The following is a 16,490-nucleotide window of genomic DNA, read 5'->3' on the forward strand; positions in this document are numbered from 1 at the left end:
GTTTTGTTCAATATTTAGATATTCAAGGCAAAGTTAATGAGCCACTGCTCATTCAAAAACTTGAAGAAAAAAATTGTCTTAAAAAACGATGGCATAATTATGAAGATTACTCAATAGATTGCGATTTTATAGACCAACCTCCAGTAAGTCCATCACTTCCTGAAATTGATATAAATGAAGATGAGATTCCATTTTGAGGAAAGTATTGATGGAAAAAATTGACGCTTCTGATCCAAAACTTGATTTCGAAAACCTTATCGAGCAAGTCGCATTCACGCACGAGCCTATTTTTATCCGAGGAGATAATGATAACACAGCGGTTTTGATCTCTGAGACGATGTGGGAAGGTGTTATGATGAAAATCAATTCGAATATGCACTCAGCAACTTTGGAATAACCTATCACTAAAATTTTGCTATAATCTTTTAACTTTCCATGAGGAAATATCATGGCTGAATACCAATCTATCATCACCATCAACCCTCAAATCTGCTCCGGTAAACCGACGATTCGCGGTATGCGGATCAGTGTCTATGACATCCTCGATATGCTCGCAAACAAGATGAGTTTTTCCGACATCATCGAAGATTTCCCCGAGCTCACCGAAGAGGACATCCTCGCGACACTCTCCTATGCGGCGGACAAAGAACATAAAGTTTCGATCTGCGCTTGAAATGATGGTTTCGGGTAATAAAAAAATAAATTTTAAGTGAAAGAAAAACTATGCGCGAATTTAACGAAGAATTGATCCATTTTATCGATGCCTCCCCGACCCCGTTTCATGCGGTGGAGTGGATGTCACAAAAACTGCATATGAGCGGATTTACCGCTTTAGCCGAAGATGAACAATGGAGCCTCGTAGAGGGAAAAAACTACTACTTGACCCGTAACGGTTCGTCCATTATCGCCTTTACCTATCCTCCGTGCAGTGAAAAAGGGTATACCATCGTGGGTGCGCATACCGACTCTCCCCATTTGCGCCTTAAACCCAATCCACTGACGACATCGGCAGGGGTTAAACGCTTCGGTGTTGAACCTTACGGCGGAGTGTTGCTGAATCCATGGTTTGATCGTGATTTGGGATTGGCGGGTCGTGTCGTTTATCTCGATGGAGAGAGTCGTAAAGAATCGCTTATCAACATTAACCGTCCGATAGCAATGATCCCTTCTCTGGCGATCCATCTCGATCGCGAGGCGAACAGTTCCAGAACGATCAACGCTCAGAATGACATCGTCCCGATCATTGCGACGGGGGAGGTTGATTTCGAGACTTTTATCCTCTCGCATATCCAAGAAGATACTGAGAACCTGAGCCTTTTGGCGCATGAACTCAGTTTTTATGACACCCAAAAAGGCTCTTTTATTGGTATCCATGAAGAGCTCATTGCTTCAGCTCGGCTCGATAATCTGCTGAGCTGTTTTATCGGACTCAAAGCACTGATTGATACGAAAAAACCAATGATGTGTGCGTTTATGGATCACGAAGAGGTAGGAAGCGATTCGCATGTTGGAGCAGGGGGGACGTTTTTAGAAGAAACACTTCGCCGTATCGCAGGAGAGAGGTATGAGAGTCTGATGCGGCACTCCCTCATGGTTTCCTGCGATAACGCCCACGCACAACACCCGAATTTTCCGGGTAAACACGAGAGTGAACACGCACCGCTTCTTAATGGCGGGATAGCGATCAAGATCAACTCCAATCAGCGCTATGCGACTAGTGCCCGAACACAGGGGCGGTTTGTGCAGTGTGCGAAATCTCTTAATATTCCAACACAGGTGTTTATCACCCGTAGTGATATGGGATGCGGATCGACCATCGGACCGATTACCTCTACACGATTGGGTGTTGAGACGATCGACGTGGGGATACCACAGCTCGCGATGCACTCCATTCGGGAAGTATGCGGTACGAAAGATGCTTATGGGTTGTATCAGATATTAGTTCAATTGGGGGATTTTTAACCCCCTAAAGGAGACGCGTGAGCCAGATCTCTCCCGAAGAGTTAAAAGCCCTTATTGATCAGACCTACAAAGTAGAAGAAGAATACGTTGCACTGCGTCAGTCGTATAACCATCTTCAAAGCACGATTGAGCAGGTTATCGAGTTCCTTCCCAACGCGATATGGATCGTAGAGACAGACGGATCGATTTTTCTCCAAAATTCTCAGGCTAAAACACTGGGAAAACTTTTCCATACCCTTCATCTCGATGAAGAAGATTATGAGATGACATTCAATGATCGCTCCTATCTCATCAAATCGGCACAGCACAACGACAAACGGCTTTTGAGTGCGACCGATATTACGGAACAAAAACGTAAAGAGAACCTTGCTACGATGGGGCAAATGGCGGCACACCTCTCTCATGAAATCCGAAATCCGATCGGTTCAATCGCATTATTGGCCTCAACACTGATGAAACGGGTGAGCGAAGAACATAAGCCTATTGTGACGGAGATTCAAAAATCGCTTTATCGGATAGAGCGGATTATCAAAGCAACATTGATGTTTTCAAAAGGGGTAAGCGCACAGAAAAATGCCCTTCGTTGGTCACAAATACGTGAAGCGCTCAACAGTGCAATCGGCTATTACAGCTATGCCAAACCGATTGAGTTTAATTTTCCGGAAGAGGATTTTGAACTTTTTGGAGATTTGGATCTGCTGACGATGCTCTTTACCAATTTTGTTTTTAATGCGATTGATGCAATCGAATTGGATGAGGAAGAGGATGGTGTGATCGAGATACAACATTCAATGGATGAAACTCATCATGTATTTGAGATTTATGATAGCGGAATACCTATCGAGAATAAAAAATGGTTGTTTGAAGCATTTAAAAGCACCAAGGAACGCGGGAACGGATTGGGATTGGTGCTTTCTAAGAATATCGTCTTGTCTCACGGTGGAGAGATCGGGCTGTGCATGGGAGATCGAAAAGGATTTCGTTTTACGCTACTGCATTAAAGGGGCTTTGGTTCTCCCAGATAATACCCTTGAAGATAATCGATTCCGAGCTCTTTACATTTGTTGCAGACCGATTCTGAGTGGACAAATTCAGCAATGGTTTTGAGTCCCAAACGTTTTGAAAACTCATTCACTGCCATGAGAATGGTTTGAGCATTGCTATCGGTATCGATATTACGGATCAATGAGCCGTCTATTTTGAGAATATCGACATCGAGACGTAAAATATGGGCAAAATTGGAATACCCTGTTCCAAAATCATCGATCGCAATGCGGCATCCGAATTGTTTTACTTCGGAAATAAACAATGAAACTTCCGAGTAATTTTCAATCCCTTCACTCTCTAAAAGCTCAAAAATAAGTCTGGAGGTATGGGTTGATGATCGAAGTTTTCTGAGTAAAAATTCTTTGGTCGGTTTATCAATAATATCATCGACCGATAGATTAATGGATAAAATGTGAGAGGTTTTTTCTAACATTTTGAATACTTCATCGATCACAAAACGCGAAAGCAACGGATAAAGTCGGGATTGTCGTGCAGCAGGGAGAAAATATCCCGGGGCAATAATAGAACCATTGGTATCGATCATTCGAATCAAAGCTTCATACTCGACGATTTCACCGGAATGAGAGTCAAATATCGGCTGATAGTACAGTGTAAATTTATTCTCTTCAATCGCTTCTTTGAGCTTTTTGTTCCACAAAATATTGTGTTCATACTCTTGTTTGACCTGCATTGTCTCATCATAGAGCTGATAGCTCAAATGCCGTTTTTTTGCTGTTTTGAGTGCGATGTCGGAATTTACAAGAAGATCAAAGGATTTATTATTCCCTTTTAACGCAAAATCCATCCCCATGGTAACCGTAACATAGATACTGGCACCATGCAAATTGTAGTATTGTGAATGCAGATGTCGGGTAATATTCAGACGCACGGCTTCAAGCTCAGTTGCACTCATATGTTCTATCAAAGCGATAGCGTATTCATCGGATGGCATTTTATATAAATGCATCGGGTATTCTGCAATGACTTCTTGGATAGATATTGCAAGTTCTAAAAGAATCGCATCACCAATGGTGTGACCGTAAAAGTCGTTGATCTCCTTGAAGTTATCGATATTCAAAAGGATTAAGGCATAAAAATGTTTTGCATCGATATCCCGTATCAAGGCATTACGGTTAGGAAGCGATGTTAAATGATCGGTATGAAGCTGATATTCGAGTTTTTTGTTCAGCTCGCGTGTAATTTTGGTATCACGGTCAATCCGGCGAATGAGGATCTGAAACCCGTAATGCAAGATAATTGCGATAATGGCAACAAGAAGAAAGCTTATGATGACAAGATTACGAATCTCTTTTTGATATTCTATGACATCTTCGGTGACATCAAAGGCACATATCATCATCGCAATGGTATCGTTATTGTAGTTTGTGAGTGCCCGAGATGCTATAACGTAGTCGTAATTATCAATTGTATAGCGGTTACTGTTTTTAAATGAGAAAGTGTTCGGTAATTTTTCAAAGAGCAGATCGTTCGAAGAGACGATAGAGTAGTTTTCATAGATCTTGTTATGAGCGTTCGGCAATAAATTTTTGAGTTTTTGAGTATCAAAAGCAATAGCGCTTTTAATTCCTGAATGGGCGTCAAGACGTTTTTGAAGACGATCGATTTTAGCAACGGTTTGAATAACACCCAGAAATTTTCCCTGCTTGTAAATAGGGACGATTGTGATCAATGAAACATCATAAATTGTTACATCCAGGGTAGTAACAATTTTTCGGTTAGTGATAGCATGTGCAAGAACGGGCCGTTTTTTCAAAATATTATCGCCGAATTTCTTCGGATCTTGCAAACGGAGAAAATGTTTTCCGTCGGCTCCGATAAATCCGCTCATATCGACATCGCCGCGTGCTTTTGCATCGTTAAATAACGGAAGTGCGAGTTGATAAAGTTTTTCTCGATCCTGTGCGGCAAAAGCATCGACGACCTCACGATTGCCGGCGATTTTACAGGCGAGTTCACTAAGTCCTTTTTGTGTATCAAGCATCGCCAAATCAAATGAGTTTCGTAAAAGGGCACGATGTGCAGAGGTTTTTTCTTCTAATACGTGCTTTTTATCTTTGATGATAGTGAAAAGGAAGATAGTAATCAGAAGTAAAATGAGTGCAAGAGAATAGAGTGTTGCACGCAATTTGATTTTATTCACACAACCCTCTTTCTTGGATAAATCATCTAGATTATATCACACTCAAAAGGGATTCGTGGCGAATCAATGAAAAATTATGTATTATATTTTATTTTGGAAAAAGAATTGATCCCAATCGTATCATGTTAGAACCGCATTCAATAGCGAGTTCAAAATCTCCGCTCATCCCCATCGAACAGATCTTGGCATTTGGTAAAGTTTCGAAAATACGGCGGGTAGTTTCAAAACTTTTAGTTATAACTGCTCTCTCATCGGTATGTGCACCGATACTCATAACGCCCTGGAGTTGCAGTCGGGGACATTCTTCTGCAATTTGGGCATATTTATCGGCTACTTCTTCAGGGAGAAATCCACTTTTTGAGGTTTCGTAGGCCGAGTTGATTTGGATTAAAACTCTCATAGTCATTGCATCACGTTCTAAACGTTCATTGAGTGCGTGAGCGAGTTCCAAGGAGTCTATGGAATGGACAAGATGGGGTTTGACACTAAGCAGATGGTTGATTTTGTTTTTTTGCAGCGTACCGATAAAATGCCATTCGATAGGGAGGGCATCGAGTTGTTCGCTTTTTGTTACGAGGTCTTGAACTTTATTTTCCCCAAATGCACGCTGACCGATCGCATAAAGCATTTCAATCGCTTCAGCATCGACATATTTGCTCGCGGCGACGATTTTGACGATATGGTGATCGTTGAGACGTAAGCGGGCTTTTTCAACCCTCTCGATGATAGCGTCGAAATGACGTTTGTATTTCAGTTGTGTCATTGCATTAACCTTGTAATATCGTTATACAGTCCCAAAGACATGAGCCCCAACAGCAAAACCCATCCACCGATGGTGAGTCGCGTAATGACTGCTTCGCTCGGTGCACGACGACGGATCATCTCATAGAGATTGAACATTATGTGTCCCCCATCTAGTGCGGGGATGGGGAGAAGATTAAGTACTCCTAGATTAACGGAGATCAGAGCTGAGAAGAACAACAAGCTCATCCATCCGTATTCGGCGGCGTCGGCCGTGATTTTCGCAATACTGACGACTCCACCTACCTCTTTTGCGGGAACAACACCGGTTATGAGCTTTTGAACGCTTTGAAAGATAAGAAGTGAAGATTTATAGGTTTCATCTGTCGCGTACGAGAAGGCACTGATACCTGAAAGCTCGAGAGTATGAACATCACCCGATGGGGCAATTCCTACCATCGGCTGATAGACTGTCTCTTTAAAAATATTATGGGTTTGGGTAACTTTTGGAGTAATGGTTATAACCATGGGCTGATGATTACGTTCGATCTCAAAGGTGACGGGGTGAACAGAGGATTTGATGATATCTGAAAGCTCATTCCACTCTTGAATACGCTCATTATTGATTTTATGAACAATATCCCCTTTTTGTAGCCCTGCCATCGCTGCAGGAGAGTCTTTGAGTACATTTCCGATAATCGGTGATAGTGTTTGCGGGCCACCAAGGGCTATAGCATAAAAAAAGACCCAAGCTAGGGCAAAATTTGCCAAAGGGCCGGCGAGAAGAATGATGATTCTCTGCCACGGCTTTTTAGCATTATAACTGTCGTTATCACTGCTGATAGCGGTAGGATCAAGATCGTCTTGTCCTTTCATTTTGACGTATCCGCCCAGTGGAATGGCTGAAATCTGCCACTGGGTATTGAGCCAGCGAAACGATGCCAGTCTTTTTCCGAAGCCGATACTGAAGACTTCGACATAGACACCGAAAAAACGTGCTGCGCTGTAATGACCTAATTCATGAAAAAAAATCATCGCTGAAAGAACGAGTAACGCTGCAATCCATGACATTTAGATTTTCCCTTTGTAGGCTTTGCTAAAGCCGATTAAATATTCAATTCCCGAATAAACGGTCAGAGCAACCGCAACCCATAACAGTGCTGTTGCAAACGGCCAATGCATCAACAAAAATCCGATAGCGATCATTTGAACCACGGTTTTTATTTTTCCCGCCATAGAGGCACTGACATCGATCCCTTCGGAGACTGACAAGGTACGCAAACCGGTGATAAAGAGTTCACGTACAATGATAATATAAATCGCCCATGCTGATGCCGCCCCGCTCATCATAAGACCCAAGAAAGCGGCAAGAGTAAGCATTTTATCGGCTAAAGGATCGAGAATCTGACCTACAATCGTAATTTGATCGAGTTCACGCGCCACATATCCGTCAAAAAAGTCGGTAGCGCTGGCAATGACAAAGAGTAAAGAAGCCATGTAATAGCTCCAGCTCACATGCCATCCCATATCGGTAAAGATTTGTGGATTGAGGATGATCCAAAACATCACCGGAGCGATGAGAAGACGGATAAAAGCGAGAATATTAGGGATATTGAACACCAAGTTTACCTTTAAGGCAGGGTATGAAAAACGCGTTTCACTGCGTATATTTTGCACTGATAAAACTCAGTGAGAATGTTAAGCCAAAAGGGATTATTCTCTTTTAGCTATACCATTAACGGAAAGTCGTACCGCCATCAACGATAATAGTTTGCCCGGTGATCCAGCTTGCCTCTTCGGTGCAGAGGAAATAGACCGCTCCAGCGATATCATTTGGGCTTCCCATGCGATTAAGCGCAGAGCGTTTGACCGTTTCGGCTTTAACCTCTTCGTAGTTTGTAAACGCTTTGAGCGCGTCGGTATCGATCGGGCCTCCCGATACGGCGTTGACACGGATATTCATTTCACCCAGCTCTACTGCTGCATAGCGGCTCATCGCTTCGACAGCTGCTTTATTTGTCCCGTGCCCCGCATAATTTTCGATATAGATAAGGTTACCGGTACTCGACATAGTGACAACTGCACCGCCGCCCACTTTTTCCATCCGTTTTGCCGCTTCTTGTGTTCCGACGACGAAAGCATTGACGGTTGCGGTATAGATGTTATTGAGCCCTTTGGGTTTCAGGCGCATAAATTTACCGTATCCGCCGACAACCGGACGGCCGTAGATCATCGCATTGCTGACAAAAAAATCGACGCGGTCAAAATCGGCATCGATTGCTTCGAAAAGGGGTTTGAATTCATCCGGTTCTAAGATATTGAGCGGATAAGCACGGGCTTTAATCCCGTATTTGCTTTCCCACTCGTTTGCCAATACATTGGCTGTTTCGGCATTAGAATTGTACGTAAACGCAACATTGACACCCTCAGAGGCGAAACGCTCAGCGATCGCTTGACCGATCCCTTTGGTTGCTCCGGTAATGACCAGTGTTTTTCCCTTCATATTCGACATTTTTACGCTCCTACAATCGTGTAATTTTTAAGTACGGATTCGAGTTTTTTCATGTTGTCACTACTTGGTGCAACAAGCGGAAGGCGATATTCTAGGGTGTCGAGCAACCCAGTAATGTACATTGCCGCTTTGATCATCACCGGATTCGATTCCAAGAAAAGGGCTTTATTGATTGGGAACAACGCATCGTTTAATGCTTTTGCTCCATTCATATCTCCGCTGAGTGCTTTGGTCACAAGTTGGCTTTTGAGATCAGGGAGGAGGTTAGAGGTAACCGAAGTGATCCCCGCTCCGCCACATGCGAGAATCGCATAATCGATCGCATCATCACCGCTGAATACTTTGAGTTCCGGACGGCGGGAGAGAAGTTCGATAGTACGTTCAATACTCCCCGTTGCCTCTTTGATTCCATAAATATTCGGTACATCATCAAAAAGACGAATGACGGTGTCAGCGCTGATGTCTACCATCGTTCGACCCGGTACGTTATAGAGCATAAACGGCAGTTCGCTCACCGACTCGGCAATCGCTTTGTAGTGCTGATAGAGCCCCTCTTGTGAAGGTTTATTGTAATACGGAGCTACAGAGAAAATCGCATCAACACCGCATTTTTGAGCGGTACGTGCCGCTTCGATCGCTTCAGCGGTTGAGTTGCTTCCCGCGCCTGCCAAAACTTTGGTCGATGTCCCTTTACAGACGGCTACGGCGATTTCCATACAAACACGATCTTCTTCGTAGCTCAGAGTTGCGCTCTCTCCTGTCGTTCCAACCGGACAGACTGCATCAATACCGTTATTGATTTGACGTTGGATCAGTTCAGCGTATTTTTGTTCATCCAATTTTCCGTTTTTAAACGGAGTTATAAGGGCGGTTGTTGAACCGGTGATGAGATTCATTTTTTACCTTTTCGTAGGATTAGCGTAGTTGATTTTTCAGGGACCAAATAGGTTTTGGCGACTTTTTGAATATCGGCCGGATTCAAAGCTTCAATAGAAGCTTCATACTTCATCAACGGAGTGATATCACCGCGAGCGAGATAGCTTCCGAACAGTTCCGCAACCGATGTCGAGCTCTCCAATGAGTAGATAAAATCGGCTTTTGTATTGATTTTTATTTTATCGATTTCGGCTTTTTCAACCGGTTTGTCTTGGAGCGTGCGGATGATAGTCCAAATCTCTTTTTCGGCATCTTCGGCTTTAACACCGTTGTTACAGACGGCTAAAAAGAGAAAAACGCCCGGATCGATGTTTTCCATGTTGTAGGCATAAATCTGGTTGACCAGTCGCTTTTCGTCGACCAAAATGCGATTCAATCGTGAACTTTTACCCGAACTGAGCAACTCGCTAAGCGCTGAGAGTTTCGGTTGGTCTTCATGTTGGAAATTAGGGATGGGAAAGCTTATTGCGAGCATTTCCACTTCACTCTCTTTGTTTACCTCGACACGGCGTGCGCCGTCTTGTTCCGGTTCGATCACTTTTTTCACCGGAATATCAAGGGTATTGGCGACGTTTCCAAAGTGTTTTTGAGCCTCTTCGAATACCTGATTTGGTTTAATATCCCCTGTGACAACCAAAATTGCATTTTTCGGCTGGTAGTAGGTTTGATGAAAATTTCGGATATCTTCGAGTGTCCATGTTTGGATGTCGTTCATAAATCCGATCGGCGTCCAGTGGTAAGGATGGTACACGTACGCACTGTTAAAGAGACGAAAATAAAGGTATCCCATCGGATTGTTGTCGGTTCTCCATCGACGCTCTTCAGCGACGACATTGCGTTCAGGCTGGAACTCTTCATCTTTGAGATTCAAATTTTGCATCAACTCCGAAAACAACGAGAGAGATTTTGAGAGGTTTTCTGAACTTGATTTGATGTAGTAGTGAGTGAAATCAAATCCGGTAGAAGCATTATTCATCCCGCCGACACTTTTGACCTCTTCGTCAAATTCGCCTGCTTTGAGATTTTTGGTTGATTTGAAATTCATATGCTCCAGCATATGGGCAATTCCACTTTTCCCCATCACTTCATTTCGGCTGCCGACTTGGTAAAAAATATCGGTCGAAATAACTCGTGAGCCGTTATCCATAGGGATAGCTACGACCTGTAAGCCATTCGATAGGGTTTGTGTTTCAAAGTGAGGCAATGATGAGGCCATAAGGGTTCCTAAACTCAAAATAGAGGCAATGAAAAGTTTCATTACCGATCTGCACCGATCGCTTCGGTAATCGAATTGAATCCGTCAGAGGCCAAAAGATCGATCAAACCGCTGTTGATCTCTTCGATTACTTCAGGACCTTTGAAAATCAACGAAGTATACAGCTGAACGAGTGATGCTCCCGCACGGATACGGCGGTATGCTTCTTCAGGTGTACTGATACCCCCGACACTGATAAGGGTTGTTTTGCCAAACAGTTCACGGGCGATAGCATCGAAAATATAGAAGCTTCGCTCTCGCAATACTTCACCGCTCAGACCGCCCATCTCTTCGGGTTCACTTACAAGAGAATAATCAATGGTCGTATTGGTTGCGATGATACCGTCTGCTCCGCTCTCTACGGCGTGAACACAGAGGGCTACGGCTTGATCTTCAGACATGTCGGGAGCGATTTTGAGCAAGATCGGTTTGGAGGTGATCGCTTTAGCTTCGGAAAAAAGTTGAGTAATAAATGCTTCATTCTGGAGATCACGCAATCCCGGAGTATTCGGGGAGGAGATGTTGATTACCATATAATCCGCGTACTCATGGAGTGCTTTGATCAATGTGGTGTAGTCTTTGATCGCACGATCTTCCGGAGTAATTTTGTTTTTTCCGATATTGACACCGATAGGTGTACTGAACGGATAAATATTTTTAAGGCGGTGCGAGATGCGGAACAATCCGTCATTGTTAAAGCCCATTGCATTTTGAAGAGACTCTTCTTCAATATGTCTCCAAAGTCTAGGACGGGGATTACCCTCTTGTGGTTTTGGAGTGAGTGTTCCGATTTCGGTGTAACCGAATCCCATTGCCATCACGCCGTGAAACATTGTGGCATTTTTATCAAATCCGGCTGCAAGTCCTACCGGATTGAGAAATGTTCGTCCAAATAGCTCTTGGGAGAGAGAAGGGTGACTTACGAAATGTTTAGCCATCCATGCGTTGGCAAGAGGGGGACAAAAACTCGCTCCACGCAAAAGTCCTGCGGCAAGCGTATGGGCATTTTCAGGTTGAAGTTTAAAAAGCCAAGGTTTCAAAGATTCATAATCAAACATGGTGACCCGCCTCACAAGAGTATAAAGTTGGCGCGATTATACTCAAAAAAGGATTAATAGGGGATTATTCTCCCATTTCACCTGCAAGACGACGGTAATTTTCGGAGGTTTCGAGAAGTTCTTTATGGCTTCCGCGAGCGATGATTTGCCCCTCTTCAAAATAGAGAATGGTATCGGCATGGGTAATGGTACTGAGACGGTGAGCGATGATAATCGTGATTTTATCTTGTGCATATGCTTCTAGTGCCGATTGAATCCGTTTTTCACTTTCGTTATCCAAAGCGCTGGTCGCTTCGTCCAAAATCAGCAATGATGCTTGTTTGTAGATTGCGCGTGCGATAGCGATACGTTGGCGTTGACCGCCGGAGAGATTGGCTCCGAACTCTTGCATCACGGTATGAATTCCCTCAGGCAATGCAAGGGCAAAATCGAGTGCATCGGCTTTTTGCAGAGCATCTTTTACCCGATTTTCATCGATTTCATTACCATACGCGACATTGGCCGCCAAGGTGTCTTGGAAAATGTAAACCCTTTGCGAGACTGCCGCGATTTGATGGCGCAGAGAGTTTTGGGTGTACGACTTTAGATTTTGATGATTGAGAGAGACAGAGCCTTCGGATGGATCATAAAAACGCAAAAGGAGATTGATCAAAGAGCTTTTTCCGCCCCCGCTTTGTCCGACAAGGGCAATGGTTTGACCGGCATTAATGGTTAAATCAATCTCTGATAATGCTTTTTTCTCTCCGAATTGGAGGGATACCTGATCAAACTGGAGGTGCTTGATCGGCTCGTTTAAAACGTTCGGACCGTCTTGAATGCTGTTTTCCATATCAAATACATGAAAAACACGTTCGCTTGCGGCTTGGGCATCTTGGATTTTACTGTAAATCGCACTAACCCGTCGAAGTGGTTGAAATACAAGACCTACAGCGGTTAAAAATGCAGTGAATTCCCCGACACTCATCTCTTCGGCATAAACAGCTCTTCCCCCGATGAAAATGACGGCTGCCAAGCCCACAGCAGCGATAATCTCCATAATAGGGGAAACCAATTCACTAGTATAGCTTGATTTCATGTTGAGCTTGAAAAATCGTTCGTTTTCATCTTTGAACCGTTGGTGTTCGTATTCTTCCGTCGCATTGGCTTTGATGATTTCACTGTTGTTGAATACTTCTGTCAAACGGGTCATCAAGTCAGCATTTTTTTCTTGGGATCGGTGTGAGAGTTTTTTAAGTCTTCGGGTGATTTTGATAAGCGGTAAAATAACGACCGGCATGACAAACAATGCCCAAAACGCGAGTGAAGCATTGAGATAAATAACGTATCCGACAAGTGCGATAACGGTAAAAGTCTCTTGGATGAGTTCAGGGAGCATTCGGGAAACAAAATATTGTACGCGGGCAATATCATTGGTAATTCGGGAGATAAGCTCTCCGCTTCGATTCGCATACAAAAATCCCATATCCATATGGACCATTTTCAAGAGTAAATCTTCTCTAAGACGCGAGACGATATGAAGTCCGATATGAGTGGTAAAAACGGCTTGAATATATCGTCCGGCAGATTTTAAAAGATAGATGATGATTAATAAAGAGGGGATGATGTAGAGCATCTCCGGCTCTTTTTTGATGAACATATTGTCCATAAGCGGTTTCATGATATGGGCTGTTCCCGCAGTAGAGGTTACTGTGAGAATAATACCGAGCAACACCATCGCGTAGTGGAACTTGTACCCTTTGACATAAGGCCAGAACCGTTTGTTAATTTCGCTGAATTTCAATCTCGTATCTCCCAGAAAGTTCCGTTAGCTGTATCCATAATAGCAATGCCCATGGCGGTAAGCTCATCACGGATCGCATCGGAAGCGGGAAAATCTTTGGCTTTTTTTGCCTCGGTACGCCGGGTGATCAACGTATCGATTTTCGTTTTTGTCGCTTCATCCAACCCAAGTTGAAAATATTCGAACGGGTTTTGTCCTCCGAATCCTAAAATAGTTTCAATGTTTTGGAGTGCTGAAAGGAGAATTTGACGATAGGTTTTGTCTTTTGGATTTTGATCAAGGGCTTCATTGGCGCTGTTGATCAGCTCATCGATCAAAGCATAGGTACGAGAGACATTAAGATCATCTCCCAGTGCTTGTAGAAGATTGCGTTTAAACTCGGTATCGATCATTTCCGCAGTGAGGCCGAAAAGGCGTTTTTTGAGACGGTAGAGGCGATCAAGCCGACGTTTGGAAGCGATAAGATCCTCTTCGTTAAAATTGAAATCCCCCCGATAGTGGGTGCTCAGGAGATAAAAACGGAGCACCTCTCCATCATAAGCTTTGAGAGCGTCTTTGAGAAAGAAGCTGTTCCCCAGACTTTTGGACATTTTTTCACCATCGATGGTGACAAAGCCGTTGTGTATCCAGTATTTCGCCAGTTCATGATTGGTAGCACAACGGGTTTGCGCCGCTTCATTTTCGTGGTGAGGAAAGAGCAAATCGGCTCCGCCGCCATGAATGTCGATGGCGTAATCACCGACATGAGGGCTGACAAAGCGCTCGATCATTGCTGAACACTCCAAATGCCATCCCGGACGTCCTCTTCCGAATGGTGAATCAAAGGCAACTCCTTCATCGTGAACTGCTTTCCAAAGGGCAAAATCGGCTTCGCTTCTTTTTTCGGAAACTCTTTCGACACGACTGATATTCTCATTGCTTTGACGGTTGGAGAGACTGAGGTAGTTTTTGTCGCTGGAGGTGTCGAAATAGATATCGCCGTTACTGATGACATAGGCGTGTTTTTTGTTGATAAGATTTTGAATCATTTCACACATTGGCTCTATCGATTCGGTCGCTTTGGGTTCCAGCGTCGGTTGACGCACACCGATGGATGCCATATCCCGATGATACGCTGCCGTATAACGTTCGGCTATTTCATTGGTACTGATCCCTAAATCCCGTGCTTTGTTGATGATTTTATCGTCAATATCGGTGATATTGCGGGCAAAAGTGACCTCATACCCCTCAGCTTCGAGTACACGGCGCAGCAGATCAAATACCAACGCACTTTTCGCATGTCCTAAATGGGCATCGTCATAAACGGTCGGGCCACAGACATAGAGTGATACCTTCCCCTCTTGGAGAGGTTCGAAAGGGAGTTTTGTTTTTTTAACGCTGTCGTATAGTGTCATGAAATTTCCATCTTTTTATCGTATTAAGTGTAACAAAAAATTGTTGAGAGCATAGAATGCGATCCCGATACCTATGGTCCCAAGGATAAAGTATAGGGTGAAACGGGTTTTGAGTAGATCAAAAAAGATACTCCATCCCACTTCTTTGATCGTCAGTACCATTTGCACCGCACCGCCGATACTCCCTGCCAACGCCAATCCGGCAGCTCCGAGCGGTTTCATCAAAATAACGGAACAAATGATATTGATGATGAGCGATATAGCGGCGATTTTAGCGGCTTTGATGTGTTTGTGCATGGCGTACAAATAGAGAGAAAAAAGCTTGGCAAGACCAAAGGGGAGCAGGCCTACCATATACATCATGAGAACATTTGCCGTGTTATGAGTATCTTGGATGGTGAAAGCACCTCTTTCAAACAAAAGCCAAACGATCGGTTCGGCCAACAAGACTCCACCTAAAACAGAAATACCGAGTAATGCACTCAAAAGCCAAAACGATTTATGGAGATTGCGATACGCAAGCGTATGGTTTTCGTTTTTGATCGCTTTGGCAATAGTCGGGAAGAGGGCAGTCGTGATTGCAAGGGCGATAATGGCGAAAGGGAGTTGAAAAACCCGATTGGCATAGAAGAGGTACGATACTGATCCCGCCGCCAAAAACGAGGCGAGCGAGGTATCGATAAACGAGGCGATTTGTGCGGTAGAGTTACCCAAAACCGAGGGGAAAAACAGGGAGCTGAATTTTGACTCTTCCGCTTTGACATCTTTGGTTTTGCGGTATTTCCATCCGCCGATGAGGAGTTTCATTAATCCCTGTTGACGTATACTGTACAAGTGGGTAACGACTTGCAATACCCCCCCGACAAGAATGGAAAAACTGAGCGCGTAGACAATCGTTTTCGGATCGCTGTGGGCAAAGAGCATAAGGGTGACAATCATCGCAATATTGAGCCAAACGGTCGAAAAAGCGGTAGTAAAAAAGTGCTCCTTATGCTGAAGAAGTGTCCCTAAAAATGTGACGATAAAAATAAGATCCAAATACCAAAAATTGATAGTAGTGAGCGGTGCGGTTTTTGCTATGAGATCAGCGTTCCAATCCCACGCCAGCAATTTGGTAAAAAAAGCAGGAAAGAGGGTGACGATAAGTGAAAAACCGATGATGACCGCCATAAAACGGATAAAAATGGCGACGGCAAAGACGCTCTTTTGGCGTGAGGCAATGTAGGAAGGCATAAAGCTTTGGGTAAAAGAACCCTCTGCGAAGATTCGGCGAAAAAGATTCGGGAATTTGAATGCCATCAAAAAGATATCGCTCCACATGTTCGCACCCAATACGGACGTCATTAAAATATCACGTCCCAACCCCGTAACGCGGGAGATTAGAATACCGAACGAATTGGAAAATATCGATTTGAACATATGCTTCTGTGAGCCTTGATGTAAATTTTACGCAATTTTAACCGATATGTCATTAAAACTTATTAGATAGCGCTCAGAGGCCTTAAAATAGGCACTTTAAAAAAGAAATACAACATAAATCGGTCACTGACGAACCGAAAACGTATAACTGTGGCAACCGTTGCCATGTAACATTGACTTATATTTCATTTGATCTTTTTTTCTTTGCCCAATAAAATTCGGATT

Annotated in this window: 15 protein-coding genes and 1 pseudogene; 5 read left to right on the plus strand and 11 right to left on the minus strand. The window is 43.7% G+C overall.

Annotated features, from left to right (window positions below):
* The 5 genes and pseudogenes from CJD30_RS10795 to CJD30_RS10815 all read left to right on the plus strand — a co-directional run.
* Nucleotides 1–197, plus strand: a pseudogene (locus tag CJD30_RS10795) (hypothetical protein); the annotation flags it as partial.
* Nucleotides 198–208: 11 nt separating this feature from the next.
* Nucleotides 209–397, plus strand: coding sequence for a hypothetical protein (locus CJD30_RS10800; protein WP_294918971.1), 189 nt, complete (start codon nucleotides 209–211; stop codon nucleotides 395–397).
* Between the two features lie 51 nt (nucleotides 398–448).
* The gene (locus CJD30_RS10805) at nucleotides 449–673 is read left to right on the plus strand and encodes a DUF433 domain-containing protein (protein WP_294918972.1); all 225 of its coding nucleotides are present in this window, start codon (nucleotides 449–451) and stop codon (nucleotides 671–673) included.
* A 50-nt stretch (nucleotides 674–723) separates the two neighbouring features.
* Nucleotides 724–1,962 carry a M18 family aminopeptidase gene (locus tag CJD30_RS10810; RefSeq protein ID WP_294918974.1) on the plus strand — a complete coding sequence of 413 codons (1,239 nt, stop codon included), beginning with the start codon at nucleotides 724–726 and terminating at the stop codon, nucleotides 1,960–1,962.
* 17 nt (nucleotides 1,963–1,979) lie between these two features.
* Nucleotides 1,980–2,963 carry a HAMP domain-containing sensor histidine kinase gene (locus CJD30_RS10815; RefSeq protein ID WP_294918975.1) on the plus strand — a complete coding sequence of 328 codons (984 nt, stop codon included), beginning with the start codon at nucleotides 1,980–1,982 and terminating at the stop codon, nucleotides 2,961–2,963.
* Here CJD30_RS10815 and CJD30_RS10820 read toward each other — a convergent pair.
* The 11 genes from CJD30_RS10820 to murJ all read right to left on the minus strand — a co-directional run bounded on the left by CJD30_RS10820 (nucleotide 2,960) and on the right by murJ (nucleotide 16,265).
* Nucleotides 2,960–5,170 carry an EAL domain-containing protein gene (locus CJD30_RS10820; RefSeq protein ID WP_294918977.1) on the minus strand — a complete coding sequence of 737 codons (2,211 nt, stop codon included), beginning with the start codon at nucleotides 5,168–5,170 and terminating at the stop codon, nucleotides 2,960–2,962. The two genes, CJD30_RS10815 and CJD30_RS10820, sit on opposite strands and share 4 nt — an antisense overlap.
* 88 nt (nucleotides 5,171–5,258) lie before the next feature.
* The gene (locus tag CJD30_RS10825; RefSeq protein ID WP_294918979.1) at nucleotides 5,259–5,933 is read right to left on the minus strand and encodes a YggS family pyridoxal phosphate-dependent enzyme; all 675 of its coding nucleotides are present in this window, start codon (nucleotides 5,931–5,933) and stop codon (nucleotides 5,259–5,261) included.
* Nucleotides 5,930–6,982 (minus strand): RIP metalloprotease RseP, encoded by a 1,053-nt coding sequence (rseP, locus tag CJD30_RS10830; protein ID WP_294918981.1) that lies wholly within the window; start codon nucleotides 6,980–6,982, stop codon nucleotides 5,930–5,932. Before rseP ends, CJD30_RS10825 begins: the two co-directional genes overlap by 4 nt.
* Nucleotides 6,983–7,531: a CDP-diacylglycerol--glycerol-3-phosphate 3-phosphatidyltransferase gene (gene pgsA, locus CJD30_RS10835; protein WP_294918982.1), complete on the minus strand. Its 549-nt coding sequence runs from the start codon at nucleotides 7,529–7,531 to the stop codon at nucleotides 6,983–6,985.
* A 115-nt stretch (nucleotides 7,532–7,646) separates the two neighbouring features.
* On the minus strand, nucleotides 7,647–8,423 hold the full coding sequence (locus CJD30_RS10840) for an enoyl-ACP reductase (RefSeq protein WP_294918984.1): 777 nt from the start codon (nucleotides 8,421–8,423) through the stop codon (nucleotides 7,647–7,649).
* 2 nt (nucleotides 8,424–8,425) lie between these two features.
* Complete coding sequence (gene dapA / locus CJD30_RS10845; protein WP_294918986.1) at nucleotides 8,426–9,319, minus strand: 4-hydroxy-tetrahydrodipicolinate synthase; 894 nt, start codon at nucleotides 9,317–9,319, stop codon at nucleotides 8,426–8,428.
* On the minus strand, nucleotides 9,316–10,617 hold the full coding sequence (locus CJD30_RS10850) for a pitrilysin family protein (RefSeq protein WP_294918987.1): 1,302 nt from the start codon (nucleotides 10,615–10,617) through the stop codon (nucleotides 9,316–9,318). Before CJD30_RS10850 ends, dapA begins: the two co-directional genes overlap by 4 nt.
* Nucleotides 10,617–11,672 carry a quinone-dependent dihydroorotate dehydrogenase gene (locus tag CJD30_RS10855; protein WP_294918989.1) on the minus strand — a complete coding sequence of 352 codons (1,056 nt, stop codon included), beginning with the start codon at nucleotides 11,670–11,672 and terminating at the stop codon, nucleotides 10,617–10,619. The genes CJD30_RS10850 and CJD30_RS10855 overlap by 1 nt, the downstream gene beginning before the upstream one ends.
* Before the next feature lie 64 nt (nucleotides 11,673–11,736).
* Nucleotides 11,737–13,452, minus strand: a complete 1,716-nt coding sequence (locus tag CJD30_RS10860; protein ID WP_366722940.1) for an ABC transporter transmembrane domain-containing protein — start codon at nucleotides 13,450–13,452, stop codon at nucleotides 11,737–11,739.
* Nucleotides 13,449–14,846 (minus strand): cysteine--tRNA ligase, encoded by a 1,398-nt coding sequence (cysS, locus tag CJD30_RS10865; protein ID WP_294918990.1) that lies wholly within the window; start codon nucleotides 14,844–14,846, stop codon nucleotides 13,449–13,451. Before cysS ends, CJD30_RS10860 begins: the two co-directional genes overlap by 4 nt.
* Before the next feature lie 15 nt (nucleotides 14,847–14,861).
* On the minus strand, nucleotides 14,862–16,265 hold the full coding sequence (murJ, locus tag CJD30_RS10870) for a murein biosynthesis integral membrane protein MurJ (RefSeq protein WP_294918992.1): 1,404 nt from the start codon (nucleotides 16,263–16,265) through the stop codon (nucleotides 14,862–14,864).
* Nucleotides 16,266–16,490: the final 225 nt, after the last annotated feature.

This window comes from Sulfuricurvum sp. PD_MW2 (assembly GCF_002633015.1).
GTDB lineage: Bacteria > Campylobacterota > Campylobacteria > Campylobacterales > Sulfurimonadaceae > Sulfuricurvum.

What these genes read in the sequence shown, in the direction of transcription:
- CJD30_RS10810 (WP_294918974.1), top strand. Translation starts at nt 724, where the DNA reads ATGCGCGAATTTAACGAAGAATTGATCCATTTTATCGATGCCTCCCCG.
- cysS (WP_294918990.1), bottom strand. Translation starts at nt 14,846, where the DNA reads ATGACACTATACGACAGCGTTAAAAAAACAAAACTCCCTTTCGAACCT.
- murJ (WP_294918992.1), bottom strand. Translation starts at nt 16,265, where the DNA reads ATGTTCAAATCGATATTTTCCAATTCGTTCGGTATTCTAATCTCCCGC.
- CJD30_RS10825 (WP_294918979.1), bottom strand. Translation starts at nt 5,933, where the DNA reads ATGACACAACTGAAATACAAACGTCATTTCGACGCTATCATCGAGAGG.
- CJD30_RS10850 (WP_294918987.1), bottom strand. Translation starts at nt 10,617, where the DNA reads ATGAAACTTTTCATTGCCTCTATTTTGAGTTTAGGAACCCTTATGGCC.
- CJD30_RS10855 (WP_294918989.1), bottom strand. Translation starts at nt 11,672, where the DNA reads ATGTTTGATTATGAATCTTTGAAACCTTGGCTTTTTAAACTTCAACCT.
- CJD30_RS10805 (WP_294918972.1), top strand. Translation starts at nt 449, where the DNA reads ATGGCTGAATACCAATCTATCATCACCATCAACCCTCAAATCTGCTCC.
- CJD30_RS10800 (WP_294918971.1), top strand. Translation starts at nt 209, where the DNA reads ATGGAAAAAATTGACGCTTCTGATCCAAAACTTGATTTCGAAAACCTT.
- rseP (WP_294918981.1), bottom strand. Translation starts at nt 6,982, where the DNA reads ATGTCATGGATTGCAGCGTTACTCGTTCTTTCAGCGATGATTTTTTTT.
- CJD30_RS10840 (WP_294918984.1), bottom strand. Translation starts at nt 8,423, where the DNA reads ATGTCGAATATGAAGGGAAAAACACTGGTCATTACCGGAGCAACCAAA.
- dapA (WP_294918986.1), bottom strand. Translation starts at nt 9,319, where the DNA reads ATGAATCTCATCACCGGTTCAACAACCGCCCTTATAACTCCGTTTAAA.